Here is a 15,956-nt window from a genome sequence, read left to right as displayed (position 1 = left end):
CTGCAAGACAGAGTTAATCACGATCAACGTGACACGCTTTCGGTGGCCAGCACGCTATTGGCAACGGATACCAGGCGGCCCTCATCGGTGAGAACGGAGGTTTTTATGGTTCCGATTTCCTCGATAGTGCCTTCCAGCTCGCCTACCTTGATGCGATCGCCGACCTGATAGAGCTCACGCACGTATACCCCGGCGATGATCTGCCCGACGGTCTGCCGACTGCCTAACCCCAGCGCCAGAGCTGCAGCCCCGCCGAAGGTGATAAGCACTATGCCGATGACCATATTCAGCAGCGCTGTTTCTATCTGTAGCTGCCCTATCGCCAGGGAGACGGTGATTATCACCAGCAGGCTCTGAACAAACCGTCCCAGCCCGCTGGCATAGTCCATGCCCATGCTTTCGGCGGCGCCCCGCACCACACCATTGACCAGATGCGACAGCAGCAGGCCGGCAAGCAGAATCAGGGCCGCGCCAAATACCTTGGGTAAATACAGCGTGAAGACGTCGAGCGTGGACGAAACCCGCGCTAGCCCCAGCGACTCCGCAGCCGAGACGATAAAGGTAAGCACCACAAACCAGTAGACTACCTTGCCGATAATGGCTGAAACCGACGAGGTAATGCCCACCCGAGCGAGCATCTTGTTGACCCCGGCGCCGCCCATCAAGCGGTCAAGACCCAGTTTTGCCAGCCCCTTGCTCAGCACGGCATCGACTACCTTGGCGACCACGAAGCCCAGCAGGACGATAAATAGCGCTGCAATCAGGTCAGGCACAAAGGAGGCGACCTTGCTCCACAGCGTGGTCATTGCCGCTACAAAACTCTGGCTCCAGACGTCGAATTCCATGATGCTCTCTTATTGATTGTCGTGTTCAGTTGGACTGGCCGCCGTAGCGCGGCTGACCGGTTTAAGGTGTCGTGCGCCCCGTGCACCCCCTTCGGACAACACCCAACCCCAGCGAGTAAAGAGATTGATCAGATCAAACACCCCGCTACGGATATGCGCTTTGTGCAGGACGCGGTCGAGGCGCTGCCCTTCACGATCCGTCTCGCTTTCGGCGCTATCCTGCAACAGGCTACGTAGCCGGCTTTCCAGAGGATCTTCAGACATCCTGGCTCCTGATCGCAGTCAAACTGCAGATAAACCAAGGGGGAAGGTGGTTACCCTTCCCCCTGAGTACTAAGCGGCAAAACGGCGTCTTATTCGGGCATGCTCAATGCGGTAGGCGAGACGATGATGCCGTTGTTATCAGCATAGACAAACTCGCCAGGGCGAAAGGTCACGCCGCCAAAGGTTACCGGCACGTTCAAGTCGCCGATGCCACGTTTATCGGTCTTCATCGGATGGCTGGCCAGCGCCTGAATGCCCAGTGGCGTTTGCGCCAGGACATCCACGTCGCGCACGCAACCATAAACGATAATGCCTTCCCAACCGTTCTTCGCGGCCTTCTCGGCCAGCATGTCACCCAGCAGCGCGCGGCGGAAGGAACCGCCGCCATCCACTACCATCACCTTGCCGGTGCCATCCTGATCCACCTGCTCCTTGACGATCGAATTGTCCTCGTGACATTTCACGGTGACGATTGCGCCGCCGAAGGAATCGTGGCCGCCGAAGTTGCTGAACATGGGCTCGACAACATGAACATCCGGATAGGCATCACACAGATCTGGCGTTACATAATGCATGGCATTCTCCTTGAACCAGGATTGCAAAGGATCTTACTTGGCATTCTCGGCCAGGAAGAACCAGGTGTCCATGACGGAGTCAGGGTTCAATGACACGCTTTCGATGCCCTGGTCCATCAGCCATTGCGCCAGGTCAGGGTGATCCGAGGGCCCCTGACCGCAGATGCCGATGTACTTGCCCGCGTCACGGCAGGCAGAAATCGCCATGCTCAGCAGCTTCTTCACCGCTGCATTACGCTCATCGAACAGGTGCGCAATGATGCCGGAGTCGCGGTCCAGGCCCAGTGTCAGCTGAGTCAGGTCGTTGGAGCCGATAGAGAAGCCGTCAAAATGCTCCAGGAAGTCTTCAGCCAGCAGCGCATTGGCCGGTAGCTCGCACATCATGATCAGGCGCAGGCCGTTCTCGCCACGCTTGAGACCGTTCTCGCCCAGCAGCTCAACCACCTGCTTGGCCTCGCCTACCGTACGCACGAATGGAATCATGATTTCGACGTTGGTCAGGCCCATCTCATCGCGTACGCGCTTCATGGCGCGGCATTCCAGCTCAAAGCAGTCGCGGAACGAATCGCTGATATAACGCGAGGCGCCACGGAAGCCCAGCATCGGGTTCTCTTCTTCCGGCTCGTACAGTTTGCCGCCGATCAGGTTGGCATACTCGTTGGACTTGAAGTCCGACATCCGCACGATAACCTTTTTCGGTGAGAAAGCCGCAGCCAGGGTGCTGATCCCCTCTACCAGCTTGTCAACATAGAAGTCGACCGGATCGGAGTAGCCCGCAATACGCTTCTGCACACTCTCTTTCACGTCAGCCGGCAAGCTGTCGAAGTTGAGCAGGGCCTTGGGGTGCACTCCGATCATGCGGTTGATGATAAATTCCAGACGGGCCAGGCCTACACCTTCGTTGGGCAGGTTGGCAAAATCAAAAGCGCGATCCGGGTTGCCGACGTTCATCATGATCTTGAACGGAATCTGCGGCATGGCGTCGACGCTGTTCTTCTTGATGTCGAAGGACAGCTGGCCAGCGTAGATCAAGCCGGTATCACCTTCAGCGCAGGAAACGGTGACTTCCTGGCCTTCAGATAGTTCGGTGGTGGCGTTGCCGCAACCAACCACGGCCGGTATTCCCAGTTCGCGCGCGATAATGGCGGCGTGACAGGTGCGACCGCCGCGGTTGGTCACGATGGCGCTGGCGCGTTTCATGACCGGCTCCCAGTCGGGGTCGGTCATGTCGGAAACCAGCACGTCGCCCGGTTGTACCTTGTCCATCTCGGAAACGTCGTTGACGATGCGCACAGGACCGGCGCCAATGCGCTGGCCAATGGCGCGACCTTCAACCAGCACCTCGCCCCGCTCCTTGAGCAGATAACGCTCCATAACGTTGGCGGTGGTGCGGCTCTTGACGGTTTCAGGACGCGCTTGAACGATGTACAGCTTGTTGTCGTCGCCATCCTTCGCCCATTCGATATCCATCGGGCGGCCGTAATGCTGCTCGATGATCACTGCTTGTTTGGAAAGATTGATGATCTCTTCGTCACTCAGGCAGAAGCGGCTACGCTCGGCCAGATCGACATCAACGGTCTTGACCGAACGACCGGCCTTGGCTTCGTCGCCGTAGACCATCTTGATCGCCTTGCTACCCAGATTGCGGCGCAGGATAGAAGGACGGCCTGCAGCCAGAGTGGGTTTGTGCACATAGAACTCGTCAGGGTTGACCGCGCCCTGTACTACTGTTTCGCCCAGGCCGTAGGCACCGGTAATGAACACCACGTCACGGAAACCTGATTCGGTGTCCAGGGTGAACATGACGCCGGCAGTACCGGTTTCGGAGCGCACCATGCGCTGAACACCGGCGGACAGCGCGACCAGCTTGTGATCGAAGCCCTGGTGTACACGATAGGAAATGGCGCGGTCGTTGAACAGTGAAGCGAAGACTTCCTTGGCAGCGTAGATAACATTGTCGACGCCGCGAATATTGAGGAAGGTTTCCTGCTGGCCGGCAAAGGATGCGTCCGGCAGATCTTCTGCGGTGGCGGACGAACGCACAGCCACAGCCAGGTTCGGATTGCCTTCGGACAGCTTGGCAAATTCGTCACGGATGGCCTGGTCAAGTGCCGGCGGAAAGTCGGCTTCCATCACCCAGCTGCGAATTTGCGCGCCGGTTTGTGCCAGTGCGTTCACATCGTCAACGTCAAGCTTGTCCAGCGCGGCGTTGATGCGATCATTCAGCCCACTTTGCTCGAGAAAATCACGATAGGCGTCTGCTGTCGTGGCGAAGCCACCGGGTACCGATACGCCGGCGTTGGCCAGGTTGCTGATCATTTCGCCGAGCGAGGCGTTCTTGCCTCCAACTCGTTCTACATCATCAACACCCAGCTGCTCGAAGGACACTACGTACTCTAACAAGGTGATCTCTCCGTCAATCTATTAATAAGTCTGTGCGGCGGCGGGAGCATACTGGTCTGCCCGCTGCAAATGCGCCACAATGCCGATCTTTGGGGGCTGCTCCGACATATATAGGCGGGCTACCCGGTAACCGAGACACGACATCTTAAGGCTTCGTGAATGAAACGCACCGCTTTTTTCATTTCTGATGGTACCGGCATCACCGCCGAGACGCTTGGTCAAAGCCTGCTGGCACAGTTCGAGAACATCCAGTTCACCAAGCTGCTGCGCCCTTACGTCGATACCGTGGAAAAAGCGCGTGACATGGTACAACAAATCAATGCTGCTGCCGAGAAGGATGCCGCGCGCCCGATCATTTTTGATACCGTGGTCAACAACGAGATTCGCCAGGAACTGGCAAAATCCAGTGGCTACATGATCGACATCTTCTCTACCTTTCTCGCGCCGCTTGAGCAGGAGTTGGGCGATGGCTCATCCTATTCCGTCGGCAAGACCCATTCTATCCAGCACAACACGCACTACAAGGACCGAATTGACGCCGTGCATTACGCCATGGACAACGACGATGGCGCACGCACGCATCACTATGCCCAGGCCGACATCATCCTGGTGGGCGTATCGCGTTGCGGCAAGACACCCAGCTGTCTTTACATGGCTTTGCAGTACGGCATACGCGCGGCCAATTACCCGCTGACCGACGATGATATGGAAAGTCTGCAACTGCCCAAGGCGCTGAAGCAGAACAAGGCCAAGCTGTTTGGGCTGACCATAGACGCAGATCGCCTCGCCGGCATTCGCAATGAGCGACGTCCCAATAGCCGCTACTCGAGTTTTGCCCAGTGCGAGTTCGAGGTGCGTGAGGTAGAGAACCTGTTCCGCAAGGAAAACATCCCCTTCATCAACTCCACGCACTTCTCGGTCGAAGAAATTTCGGCCAAGATTCTGATGCAGATGGGAATTGAGAGACGCTTGAAGTAGTTACTCCAAGTTGTTGATATGAATCAGAAGTCATCCAAGCCATTGCCGAAGATCTGTTGGTGATCTGCCCGTCAGGCGCTTGAGAAAGCGCCTGAAATTGGTGCGATCATTGAAGCGCAGATAGATCGCCACCGCCTCGTTGCTGAACCCCCGGCGCAAGTAGAGATCCAGTGCAATCAGCGTTCGCGCGCGATCAAGCTGCGCCTGGAAATGCGTCCCCTCGCGCTGCAGGCGACGTTTGAACGTGGCGCAGCTCAGACCGAAATCTGCAGCCACCTGCTCCAGCCCGGCGAGTTTCGAAATGTGTTCGCACAGGTAGTCGAACAGCGCATCGGTAAGGCTTTGAGTCGCCGCCAGGGCATTCAGTTGCTGTAGGCTTTGCTGCTCTGCAATTTGTCCCAATACCGTCGATGCCTGCCCTGCCCTAGCCACCAGATGTTCCCGCGACAGGCGCATGAAACTGGTGGGGCTATTGAACCGCAAGCGCTCATTCAGGTGCACCCAGTACTGCTCTATATAGATGGGTTCGGCGTGCGCAATATGATACTGCCAGGGCAAGGCGCAGCCTGCGATCCGACGAGACAACGCGGTGACTGCGGTCATGCTGGCATCAATGACAAATTGACTGTTTTTGCCACTGGCGAAGCTATCTAGCCAATACAGGTAGAGGGACTGCTCGTCCAGACGCAACACCGGCGCACACAGCGGGCTCAACAGTGCCTTGAACTGTTGCAGGTGTTGCAGCGACTGCAAAAGTGAGTCGGCCTGCAGCAGCAGATTGCTGGTGGCACCGTAGTGCCCGGGGAGCAGTTGCTGGCCGAACAGAAAGGCACTGTCATCGGCTGCCAGTAATTGCCTGGCGTTGTCGATCAGGCAATGAAACTGGCGAGCTGTGATCAGCGGGTCGTTCTCGAGCAGATCTTCGTAGAACAGCCCAGTACCCTTGAGCAGGCGATGGCTATCGATGCCCCGCGACAAGGCGAGATCGATCAAGCAGGCCGGCTGGCCGCGGGCCGCGATGAACCGCGTGTCGCAGTCAATCCAGGTCGATGCGTTCATGCCTGCGCTCGGCTCAGCTGAAGCGCCTGCTTGGCCCGCGCCATGACGATGTTCAAGCGTTTGAGCAAGGTATCCGCATCCTCCTGGCGGGCCATCAGCGCGACGGCAGTGGCCCGCAATGACAGCCGCTCACCCTGCCCCGCGCTCTTCAACGCCAAGTGTTCGATCGATCCTTGCAGCTCTTGCGCCAGAGTATGGGCCTGGGCTTCCAGCGTCGCCGGCAGCAGCACAATGAACCTGTCTCCCGCCAGGCGACATAGCAGATCATGGCTGCGCAGGTTGAGCACAATCTGTTGCGCCACCAGTTGTAACACTCGGTCACCTTCGCGGTGACCATAGGCAAGATTGATGGCGCTGAAATCGTCGATATCCAGCATTACCAGCGACAGCGGCTCGTTGTTGGATTGGGCAGCGGGCAAGGCCTGTTGCAATTGCCGGCGGAAATACCCGGCATCCCCTAGCGGCGTCACCTTGTCGAACAACCGGTGCTCGCGAAAATGGCGTTCGCGATTGACCATCTGTGCGCTGATCGCCAGCTGTTCACAATGCCAGTGATAGATGCCCAGAGTCAGCAGCACAAAGCCCGCCGGCATGGGGGCTGATTCCAGCCAATGATCCAGCAGCACGCTCTCGGGCAAGGCTATGAACTCGTCCAGGCTGTCCATCCAGAGAGAAAAGAACAGGCAGGCCAAGCCCAGAAACAGCAGATTGGTAACACGCCCCGCCGGCCGCCCCTTGAGCAACAGCCCTGCCCACACCAAGACCAGCAATGCCGAGCCGCCCTCCCCGGCAATGTCGGTCCAGGACCAGATCGCCGTTGGCTTGATGTCACCCAGGCTCAGGTACAGCAGTGCGCCGCCGTTGGCCAGCAGCAATAGAGCCAGCAATTTGAATCGGTGAAGAGCAAACATGGTCGACATGGGCCTGCGTTCCTTGGGGGGATTGCAGGCCAGCTCAGCAGAAGAAGATGACAGTGAAGTTTCAGCGGCGAGGGTCATTTCAGCTCAGGCCCAATACAGCAAGCGATGCATATTTACTGGGCGAATGTCCCAGGGCCTCGCAAAAACAGGGGCTTCGCGTCTGCGAGACGCCTTTGCGGGGGGTGTTAACAGCTCAACCAGCGCCAAGATCTCCGTCTGGCTGGCGATTCTGACCGTCGCCGCGCAGCAGCGTCACAGAACCGACATAAAGCCAGCCTAAGGTCCTCCTCAGATCAGGGTAGATGCCCATTCGCCAATAGAGGATTTTGCAGATGTCAGTCACCCATTCCTTGTTTCGCGCCGGTTTTCGTTGCAGTGCACTCGCGCTGTCGATCGCCACTGCCAGCTACGCTGCGGCACAGTCCCAGCCCGAGGTCGTCAATGTTATTGGCCAGGCTGCGCAGATGCAGCAGGCCTTGCAGGAGCAGCGCCTGTCCGACAGCGTGGAGAGCGTGGTGCACGCCGACGCGATCGGCCAGCTACCCGACGACAACGCTGCCGAAGCGCTGCAGCGCGTGCCCGGCGTGTCGGTTGAACGGGATCAGGGCGAAGGCCGGTTTGTCCGGGTGCGGGGGCTGGGTGCCGATCTCAACTCGGTCACCATCAACGGCACCCTGGTCCCTGCACCCGAAAGTGATCGCCGCGCGGTCGCCATGGACGTCTTGCCCAGCGAGCTGATCCAGTCACTTTCTGTCGTCAAGACTCTCACCCCGGATATGGACGCCAACTCCCTTGGCGGTACCGTCGAAGTGGAAAGCCTGTCCGGCTTCGACCACCCCGGCGCTTTCTACAGCCTGACCAGCGAAGCCAGCTATGACGACAACACCGGCGACACCAGTCCCAAGGTCTCCGGTGCGCTCAGCAATCGCTTCAGCCTGGGTCAGGGCATCGACAACTTTGCCGTTGCTGCCGCGCTTAGCTGGGAGAATCGCAGCTTTGGCTCTGATAACGTCGAAACCGGCGGTGCCTGGGATTTTGATGACGCTGATGGCGCGCGACTGGAGGAGCTGGAAGAGCGTCGTTACGACATCGAACGCGAACGCACCGGCGCAGGACTGAATTTCGACTACCGTCCCGATGAAGACACCGAGCTATATCTGCGTACCCTCTACAGCCGCTATAAGGACAGCGAAACACGCCAGGCCAACGTGATTGAGTTTGCCGATGCGCAGCTAGTCGGCGAGCGCGGTGATGCCGAAGGCAGCCGCCAGATCAAGGACCGCTCGGAAACCCAGGAAGTCAAAAGCCTGGTGCTGGGCGGCGAACGTCGCCTCGGTGACTGGACCCTCAGCAGCCAATACGGCTACAGCGAAGCCAGTGAAGACAGCCCACTGCACATTCCTGGGGCCAGCTTTGCCGGCAATGATGATTTTATCGATGCCGGTTACGACAGCAGCAAGGAGCCCAATCTCCAGATCAGCGACGCTTTCTATCAGGCCAGCAATTTCACCCTGGATGAAATCGAACGCGAGAAGCAGCTCACCACCGACACCGAACAGAATATCCGCGTTGACCTGGCGCGGGAGTACTTCTGGCAAGGGCTGCCGTCGCAGGTCAAGTTCGGCGCCAAGTTCAGCACCCGCACCAAGGACAACGATCTCGAAGTCTGGGCCTACGAAGATCTGGGGGATTACGGTTTCACCGATGATCAGTTGAACCTGGTGAACTTCGTCAATGGCAGCGACAAACTCGGCCCGCAAATTTCCGCCAGCGCTCTGGAGCGGCTAATGGCCGGCCTCGATGCGGCGGACTTCTACGATGACGAGCAGTCACGCATCAATGATTTCGATATCCAGGAAAACATCAACGCAGCCTACATCATGAATACCGTTGATATTGATGACCTGCGTATCATCGCTGGTCTGCGCTATGAAGGCACCCGCCTGAAAGCGGATGGCACTGGCCTGAATGAAGGCGCCTTTGAAAGCGTCACAGAGCGCAACGACTACCACCACTGGCTGCCGGGCCTGCACGCCATTTATCAACTCGGCAGTGACAGCCAGTTGCGCGCCGCCTGGACCAACAGCGTGGTGCGGCCGACGTTTGGCCAGCTGTTCCCGGGATTTGTGATTGATGGTGACCAAGCCGAGTTCGGCAACCCGCAACTCAAGGCGCTGGAATCCAGCAACTTTGACCTGGGTATTGAGCATTATATGGGCAAGGCCGGCGCGGTCTCTGCCTTCGTGTTCTACAAGGACATCGAGAATTTCGTCTACAGCGCCAACCTCGCCGGCACCGCAGAATACGCCGCCTTCGATGAAGCCTACACCTACGTAAACGGCGACAGGGCCAGCGTCTACGGTCTGGAACTGGCGTACTCCCAGCAGTTCAGTTGGTTACCCTCGCCCTGGAATGGCTTGTTGATGAGCGCCAACGGCACCTTCAGCAAATCCGACGCCGATATCGAGCAGTTTGATGCCGATAGCGGCAGCATCGCCAAGCGCAGCATCAGCCTGCCCGGCCAGTCCGATACCACGGGCAACCTGACCCTGGGCTGGGAAAACAGCAGGTTCGGCATGCGGATCGCCGCCAACTACCAGTCCGACTACCTCAGCGAAGTAGGCGATGTACTCGACAAGCGTTACGACTACCGCGTGGACGACCAGCTGTTTATCGACCTGAGCGCCCACTACAACCTCACCGAGCACCTGCAGCTGTTTGCCGAAGCGCAGAACATTACCGACGAGAGCTATTACGTCTACACCGGCGAGCGCGACTACAACGCGCAATACGAAGAGTACGGCCCGACCTACAAGGTAGGCCTGTCACTGACCCATTTCTGAGCCATCCGGGCATCTTCATGTGCCCGGCTTACCGATTTGATGTGAGAACCTGAATGCGACTGACACTTTTAATCGCCGGCGCCCTGCTGCCGGCCTGTTTCGCCCTGAGTGGATGCGGCTACAACGACGCAGACAAGCCCTTATCAACCGCAGCCACAGCTGCCGAATCGGCCGCCGAAACCCATCTGGCGCTGTCGATATGGAACAGTGAACACCCGCCCCAACCTGCGGAAAGCTGGGCGCTACTACCCGCTGGCAATGACACCGGAGTCGACCGGATTGCCGTGGGCGATGGCGGCCTCTGGCTGCTGAATGCTGACGGCCGCGCGGTAGCCGAATCCTACAGCGGTCGCTTTTCCACCCTGGACGCCAGCCAGCTCGGCGACACCATACTGAGCGCCACACTGGACGAGGTCCGGGACCAGACGCTGCTGCTGAGCTGGAATACCGCGCAGCACGCGTTTGCCACGCCCAGCTGGCTACCGGCTGCCAGCTACCCGGTCGAAAGCCTGTGTTTTTACCACGACCCGAACGGATATCTGTATCTGTTCCTGATTGGCGAAGAAGGCCTGGGTCAGCAGTGGCTGGTGGCAGACAAACAACAACTGCTGGATGAACCCAGGCTGATGCGAGATCTGCACCTGCCGGTGGGCGCCCAGTACTGCGCCGTAAACGACGCGCTGCAAACCCTGTTCGTCAGTGAGGAAGATGTCGGCATCTGGGCTTACCCGGCCAACCCCGAAACCAATGGCGAGCGTGCGGTTGTCGATCTGATCACCCCTTACGGCCAGCTACAGGACAGCCCGCAAGGTCTCGCGCCGAGCATCGACGGGGTTCTGGCCGTCGACGGCACCGCCGCGCTCTATCGCTACCGCGCAATAGCCGATGGCTGGGCTGGCGATCGCACCCTGACCTTACCGGACGTCGAGGAGGCCGAGCGGCTGTATAGCCGCAGCGGCCCAGCGTTGCAGCTGCTGGTAGCGGATGCCAAGGATCAGCAACTGCGTGTTGCCGAGCTGCCCGCCGGCGAACCACCCATCAACGCAGCCCTGCTTGTGGAGATAACCGCGCTGGCGCAGACCACGCCGGTACCGCATGGGGGTGACGCAGCGGATGATCCGGCCATCTGGGTAAACGCTGCCGATACCAGTCAGTCACGCATTCTGGGCACCGACAAGCGCGGCGGCCTGGCGGTCTACGATCTGCAGGGCGAACAGTTGCAGTATCTGCCCGTAGGGCGCATCAACAACGTCGATGTGCGTAGCGGCTTCATGCTTTCTGGCCAGCCAACAGACCTGGCCGTCGCCAGCAACCGTGACAGCAACAGTCTGGAGCTGTTCTCGATAAACTCGGTTGACGGCCAGGTAGCCGGCCTGGGACGCATTGCCCTGCCGCTCGAGGACATTTACGGCCTGTGCATGGCGAGAAGCCCGCAGGGCGAGATTTACGCCATCGCCAACGACAAGAGCGGGCGCTTCCTGCAATACCGGCTGGAGGACGCCGCCGGCGAGGTAAAGGGCACTCTGGTGCGTGAGTTCAGCACCGAAACCCAGCCGGAAGGCTGCGTGGCCGATGATGCTCGCCAGCGCCTGTTTATCGGCGAAGAAGGCGTCGGAGTCTGGGCACTAAGCAGCGACCCTGCACAGCCCGCTGAGCTGATAGAAGTCATCCGCGCCGAAGGCCCGCTGCACGCCGATGTCGAGGGCATGGCGATCTATCAGGCGAAACAGCCCTATCTAGTGATCTCCAGCCAGGGTAACGACAGCTATCTGGTGCTGGACGCCAAACCACCCTATCAACTGCGCGGGGCATTTCGTGTTGGTATCAATATCGCGGCCGGCATCGATGGCGTATCCGAAACCGATGGGCTAGAGGTCAGTTCGGTTGATTTTGGCGGGACCTGGGGCCGCGGCATGCTGGTGGTGCAGGACGGCCGCAAGCGTATGCCGCAAGGCAGGCAGAACTTCAAACTGGTGGCGTGGGAGCAAATCGCCGAGGCGCTGAAGCTGCCCTGATATTGCCAGCGTCATCAAAACTGCATCTTTTTGTCATCCAATACACAGGCGGGCTCCCTAACGGCCCGCCAGCGAGGAAAGCATGTCATCTGCTACTCAAACACACACTATCTGGTCACTGGTGCTCGAGGCCAGCATTCTGGTCAAGGGCGTCATGCTGATTCTGTTGCTGGCTTCGCTGGCCACCTGGTTTCTGATTGCCCAGCGCAGCACACTGTTCAATAACGCCAAGCGCGCCATCATGGCATTTGAAGATCAATTCTGGTCGGGCAAGGATCTCGGCCAGCTGTACAACGGTAGCCGGGATCGCGCCGGCGTCGAACAGATATTCCGCGCCGGGTATGGCGAGTTTACCCAGCTGAACCAGCATGACCAGGGCGACCCTGAAGCGGTGATGCAAGGCGTCCAGCGCGCCATGCGCGTGGCCATCGCCCGCGAGGAAGAGCGGCTGGAGCAGCACTTGCCGTTCCTTGCCACTGTCGGCTCGGTCAGCCCTTATGTAGGCCTGTTTGGCACTGTGTGGGGCATCATGAATTCCTTCATCGGCCTGTCCCAGGTGCAGCAAGCCACCTTGGCCACGGTGGCGCCGGGTATTGCTGAAGCGCTGATTGCCACCGCCATCGGGCTGTTTGCCGCGATTCCCGCCGTGATCGCCTACAACCGCTTCAGCACGCGCAGCGAGAGCCTGCTCGGCCAGTATTACAACTTTGCCGACGAATTCAGCGCCATCCTGCACCGCCGTGTGCATAACCGGACGCAGGTGCCTGCCTGATGCGCCCTGCCCGTCTGAAACGCAAACCCAAGGCCGAAATGAACGTGGTGCCCTACATCGACGTGATGCTGGTGCTGCTGGTCATCTTCATGGTGACCGCGCCCATGCTGACCCAGGGCGTACAGATCGAGCTACCCAAGGTGGCCAGCGAGGCGCTGCCTGGCGAAGATCTCTCGATTGTGACCCTATCTATAGACAATGCCGGTCGCTACCACTGGAACCAGGGCGACAGCGTACAAACCGACAGCTACCAGTACAGCGTCAACGCGCTCGAGGGACTTACCACAGCGCTCACCCCGCTATTGCAGGCAGAACCCGGGACACAGGTGATGATCAGGGCTGACGCCGGTGTCGATTATGGCCGGGTGGTAGCCGGTATGGCTGCGTTACAGCAGGCTGGCGTAACCAGTCTGGGTCTGATCACCGAAGCGCCTTGAGAGAACGTCATGTCGATCGATAACACCGCACAAGCTGCCCTGATCGCTGTCGAGCAGTCGCTGCCGTCCAGCCGCCGCGTCTGGTTTTTGCCGCTGATCGCAACGCTGACCTTGCACGCGGGTGCCGCGAGCCTGATTTACCTTGGTTGGCAGCCGCAACCGCCATCGCCGCCGGAGGCCGCTCGCAGCATCAGGACGCAACTGGTGGTGATGCCCGCACCGGCAGCGGTGCCGATCGGAGCAGCACCTGCGGTCCCGGAGCCTGAACCCTTGCCTGAACCCGTGGCGCAGCCCGCACCTGCTGCTATCGAACCACCAGCACCAACACCCGCAAGGCAACCAGAGCCCGTAGCGACGCCGCCGGACCCTGCGGCCATTGCCCGCAAACACGCCGAGCAGCAGCGCCAGCAGGCGTTGGCTCGCCAGCAACAGCTTGAGGAAGCCGCGGCGAAGGCGCAGCAGCTTGCCGAAGCGCAAACGCGCGCTCGACAGCAGGCGGCCGAACAGCAGGCCGCTCGGCAGCGCGCCGCTGCGGCCGCCGCTGCCAAAGCTGCCGATGTAAGCAGTTACACGCCGATCAGAAAAGCCGCGCCCGACTACCCCAGGCGCGCCCTCAGCAGCCGGCTGGAAGGTGATTGCACGGTCGAATACAGGGTGCTGGCAGACGGCCGCGTCAGCGATCCGCACATCGTGCCCGGCGCCTGCGAAGAACCGATATTCATCCGACCATCCCTCGCAGCAGCCAAGGATTTTGTCTACCAGCCACGCATGATCAACGGACAGGCTGTGGCAGTCCCCGGCGTACGCAACACCTTCCGTTACCGTCTGGCAACAGTGAGTCGACCATGAAGCAGGATCAGCAATTTCACCACAGGCTTGAGGCGCTGGATGATCGTATTGTCAATGCAACGCAGCAACCGAGCCTCAACAAGGTGGTCAGCCAAGGCAGACGAAATCTGCTCAAGGGCGGTGCGGCGCTGGCCCTTTTCTCTCTCTTTCCGTCATTGCCAAGCCCTCTGGCGAAAGCGGTTTCAGCCGAACATCCAAGAACATCATTACTTAACTTTCAATCTGTTGAAGCAATTACCTCATCTTCTTTCGATAGCGTAATTGTGCCGCCAGGCTACCTTGCCCAGGCCTTCTTCAGTTGGGGAGACGGCGTTATGCCGAATGCTCCTGCCTGGCGAGATGATGCCAGCAACAGCTGGCAGGATCAGTTGCTACAGGCTGGCGATAACCACGATGGAATGCATTTTTTTCCCTTTGCCGAGACGCCAAACCAGCGTGGCCTGCTGGTGATCAATCATGAGTACGTCAATCCCACCCTGCATCCGGAGGGGATGGCCTTCGTCAACCAGGCGGACGGCAAGCGCACGCGCCCAGCCGAACAGGTGCGCAAGGAACTGGCAGCGCACGGTCTGAGCGTGATCGAGATCGCCAAGGACAGCAATGACCAGTGGCAGCGCGTCGCCAGATCGCCGTTCAATCGGCGCATTAGCGGCTACACCCGCTTTCGCGTCAGCGCCCCCCTGGCGGGTGACGCCCGAATGAAGACCGCCAGCAATCCCAGCGGGGATGAAATTCTCGGCACGCTCAACAACTGCTCGATGGGCGTCACGCCCTGGGGTACTTACCTGGCCTGCGAAGAAAACTTCCACAACTACTTTGTGAACCGCGATGAGCAGGATTACGCCCAACGGCCGGAGCATAAACGTTACGGCATTGGCCTGGGTGGTAGCAGCCGCTATTACGCCTGGGAATCGGTCGAGGCGCGCTTTGACGCAACGCCGGACGCGACTCAGCCGCATCACGGCCATGTAAACGAACCCAATCGCTTTGGTTGGGTAGTCGAGCTGGATCCCTTTGCGCCACAAAGTGCGCCCATCAAGCGCACCGCGATGGGACGTCTTGGCCGCGAATGTGCGGTCTGTTCGCTGGGCGACGATGGCCGTATGGCTTTCTACTCCGGCGATGATGCACGGGGTGAATACCTCTACAAGTTTGTTCCCGCCGGGGCTTACCACCCGGGCGAGCCTGAGCACAACGCCAATCTGCTAGACAGCGGCACACTCTATGCCGCGCAATTCCAGGCCGACGGTCGCGGCCGCTGGCTACCGCTGCGCTTCGGCGATCCAGGGCTTACCGCGCAGGACGGCTTTGCCGATCAGCAAGCCGTACTACTCAATTCGCGTGGGGCGGCGGACGCAATTGGCGCGACACCCATGGACCGTCCGGAATGGGTGGCAGTGCACCCGCACACGCGAGAGGCCTATGTATCGTTGACCAACAACACCGACCGCGGCAAAGTCCACCCGACCGACGCCGCGAACCCCCGCGCCGAGAACTTGCATGGGCAGATACTGCGCTGGCGCGAGGCGGGAGCCAACCCGACCGCGGAGGAATTCGAGTGGGATATCTTCGTACTGGCTGGTGAACGGCAACACGCCGATCAGAGCATTCCGGCCAACCGCGTGGGCAACATAAGCGGCGACCTCTTCTCCTCCCCTGACGGGATGGCCTTCGACAGCGCAGGACGTTTGTGGATACTCACCGACGCTGATGAAACCGCGCCCTACATGGGCAAAATCGGCTCCAACCAGATGCTGTGTGCTGATCCGGTAAGCCGCGAAGTACGCCGTTTTCTGGTCGGCCCCTGGGGCGCCGAAATTACCGGCATCACCTGGTCACCGGACGAAACCGCCATGTGGATCAACGTTCAGCACCCCGGCATCAGTTATCCGGCCAGTGACGGGCACAGCAGGCCGCGCTCTACAACGGTACTGATCACTCGGGAAGACGGGGGCATTATCGGCTGTTGATTTGCCCAACGTCCGCTGCGAGTGAA

General features: G+C 59.6%; 13 protein-coding genes. 7 read left to right on the top strand and 6 right to left on the bottom strand.

Going from position 1 to position 15,956, the window contains the following annotated elements; translation table 11 throughout:
- Positions 1-23: 23 nt before the first annotated feature.
- The 4 genes from V7756_RS15460 to ppsA form a co-directional block, all read right to left on the bottom strand.
- Positions 24-845: a mechanosensitive ion channel family protein gene (locus tag V7756_RS15460; RefSeq protein ID WP_335611094.1), complete on the bottom strand. Its 822-nt coding sequence runs from the start codon at positions 843-845 to the stop codon at positions 24-26.
- A 9-nt stretch (positions 846-854) separates the two neighbouring features.
- Positions 855-1,109 (bottom strand): CrfX protein, encoded by a 255-nt coding sequence (locus V7756_RS15455; protein ID WP_335611093.1) that lies wholly within the window; start codon positions 1,107-1,109, stop codon positions 855-857.
- 89 nt (positions 1,110-1,198) lie between these two features.
- Positions 1,199-1,684 carry a ribonuclease E activity regulator RraA gene (rraA, locus tag V7756_RS15450; protein ID WP_335611092.1) on the bottom strand — a complete coding sequence of 162 codons (486 nt, stop codon included), beginning with the start codon at positions 1,682-1,684 and terminating at the stop codon, positions 1,199-1,201.
- A gap of 33 nt (positions 1,685-1,717) precedes the next feature.
- Positions 1,718-4,087 carry a phosphoenolpyruvate synthase gene (ppsA, locus tag V7756_RS15445; RefSeq protein ID WP_335611091.1) on the bottom strand — a complete coding sequence of 790 codons (2,370 nt, stop codon included), beginning with the start codon at positions 4,085-4,087 and terminating at the stop codon, positions 1,718-1,720.
- Positions 4,088-4,246: 159 nt separating this feature from the next.
- On the opposite strand from ppsA, the gene ppsR reads away from it, so the two are divergent.
- Entirely contained in the window at positions 4,247-5,065 is an 819-nt protein-coding gene (gene ppsR, locus V7756_RS15440) for a posphoenolpyruvate synthetase regulatory kinase/phosphorylase PpsR (protein ID WP_335611090.1), read from the top strand.
- 30 nt (positions 5,066-5,095) lie between these two features.
- Here ppsR and V7756_RS15435 read toward each other — a convergent pair whose 3' ends face one another.
- Positions 5,096-6,124, bottom strand: a complete 1,029-nt coding sequence (locus V7756_RS15435; protein ID WP_335611089.1) for an AraC family transcriptional regulator — start codon at positions 6,122-6,124, stop codon at positions 5,096-5,098.
- Positions 6,121-7,044: a GGDEF domain-containing protein gene (locus V7756_RS15430; RefSeq protein WP_335611088.1), complete on the bottom strand. Its 924-nt coding sequence runs from the start codon at positions 7,042-7,044 to the stop codon at positions 6,121-6,123. Before V7756_RS15430 ends, V7756_RS15435 begins: the two co-directional genes overlap by 4 nt.
- 332 nt (positions 7,045-7,376) lie before the next feature.
- Here V7756_RS15430 and V7756_RS15425 point away from each other — a divergent pair, with 332 nt between their 5' ends.
- The 6 genes from V7756_RS15425 (at position 7,377) to V7756_RS15400 (ending at position 15,930) form a co-directional block, all read left to right on the top strand.
- Positions 7,377-9,887, top strand: coding sequence for a TonB-dependent receptor (locus V7756_RS15425; RefSeq protein WP_335611087.1), 2,511 nt, complete (start codon positions 7,377-7,379; stop codon positions 9,885-9,887).
- A 53-nt stretch (positions 9,888-9,940) separates the two neighbouring features.
- On the top strand, positions 9,941-11,902 hold the full coding sequence (locus V7756_RS15420; RefSeq protein WP_335611086.1) for a phytase: 1,962 nt from the start codon (positions 9,941-9,943) through the stop codon (positions 11,900-11,902).
- 82 nt (positions 11,903-11,984) lie between these two features.
- On the top strand, positions 11,985-12,674 hold the full coding sequence (gene tolQ, locus V7756_RS15415) for a protein TolQ (RefSeq protein ID WP_335611085.1): 690 nt from the start codon (positions 11,985-11,987) through the stop codon (positions 12,672-12,674).
- Entirely contained in the window at positions 12,674-13,111 is a 438-nt protein-coding gene (tolR, locus tag V7756_RS15410; protein ID WP_335611084.1) for a protein TolR, read from the top strand. The genes tolQ and tolR overlap by 1 nt, the downstream gene beginning before the upstream one ends.
- 9 nt (positions 13,112-13,120) lie before the next feature.
- Positions 13,121-13,960 (top strand): energy transducer TonB, encoded by an 840-nt coding sequence (locus V7756_RS15405; protein WP_335611083.1) that lies wholly within the window; start codon positions 13,121-13,123, stop codon positions 13,958-13,960.
- A complete protein-coding gene (locus V7756_RS15400) occupies positions 13,957-15,930 on the top strand; it encodes a PhoX family protein (protein WP_335611082.1) in 1,974 nt (657 codons plus the stop codon). Before V7756_RS15405 ends, V7756_RS15400 begins: the two co-directional genes overlap by 4 nt.
- Positions 15,931-15,956: the final 26 nt, after the last annotated feature.

The organism is Halopseudomonas sp., assembly GCF_036961105.1.
Taxonomy (GTDB): domain Bacteria; phylum Pseudomonadota; class Gammaproteobacteria; order Pseudomonadales; family Pseudomonadaceae; genus Halopseudomonas.
The sequence above is the reverse complement of the archived record's forward strand: the minus strand, read 5'-3'. Positions and strand labels throughout refer to the sequence as shown.